The organism is Acinetobacter legionensis (assembly GCF_048552295.1).
Lineage (GTDB): Bacteria > Pseudomonadota > Gammaproteobacteria > Pseudomonadales > Moraxellaceae > Acinetobacter.
The window spans coordinates 1-284 of the sequence record NZ_JBIMCW010000098.1 but is presented as its reverse complement, the minus strand read 5'-3'; the positions used below and the strand labels follow the sequence as shown (position 1 = coordinate 284).

Annotated in this window: 1 protein-coding gene and 1 pseudogene; one reads left to right on the top strand and one right to left on the bottom strand. The window is 44.7% G+C overall.

Features of this window, described 5'->3' with window-relative positions; genetic code table 11:
• Nucleotides 1–188: pseudogene (locus ACG916_RS21615) on the top strand (thiolase family protein); the annotation flags it as partial.
• On the opposite strand, the gene ACG916_RS21610 reads toward ACG916_RS21615, so the two are convergent.
• Nucleotides 184–284: hypothetical protein (locus ACG916_RS21610; protein ID WP_419329471.1), on the bottom strand; the 101-nt coding region annotated here is incomplete at its 5' end. The pseudogene ACG916_RS21615 and the gene ACG916_RS21610 overlap by 5 nt on opposite strands.

Genomic DNA, 284 nt, shown 5'->3' with positions numbered 1-284 from the left:
GTACCCCATTTGGTCGTTATGCCGGTGGTCTTGCGCCAATACGTGCAGATGATCTCGGTGCTATTCCAATTCAAGCATTGATACAACGTAATCCAACGGTAGATTGGCAACAAGTCGATAATGTGATTTATGGCTATGCCAATCAGGCCAGTGAAGACAACCGTAATGTCGGGCATGTCAGCATTATGAATGGTTCATTTCTACAACCAGTTGATTAACTAGATCTCGAGCTTCTAATTCACGGATCAGTCCAACATTACTTCCAGCCCAGAATGCACCAAAGC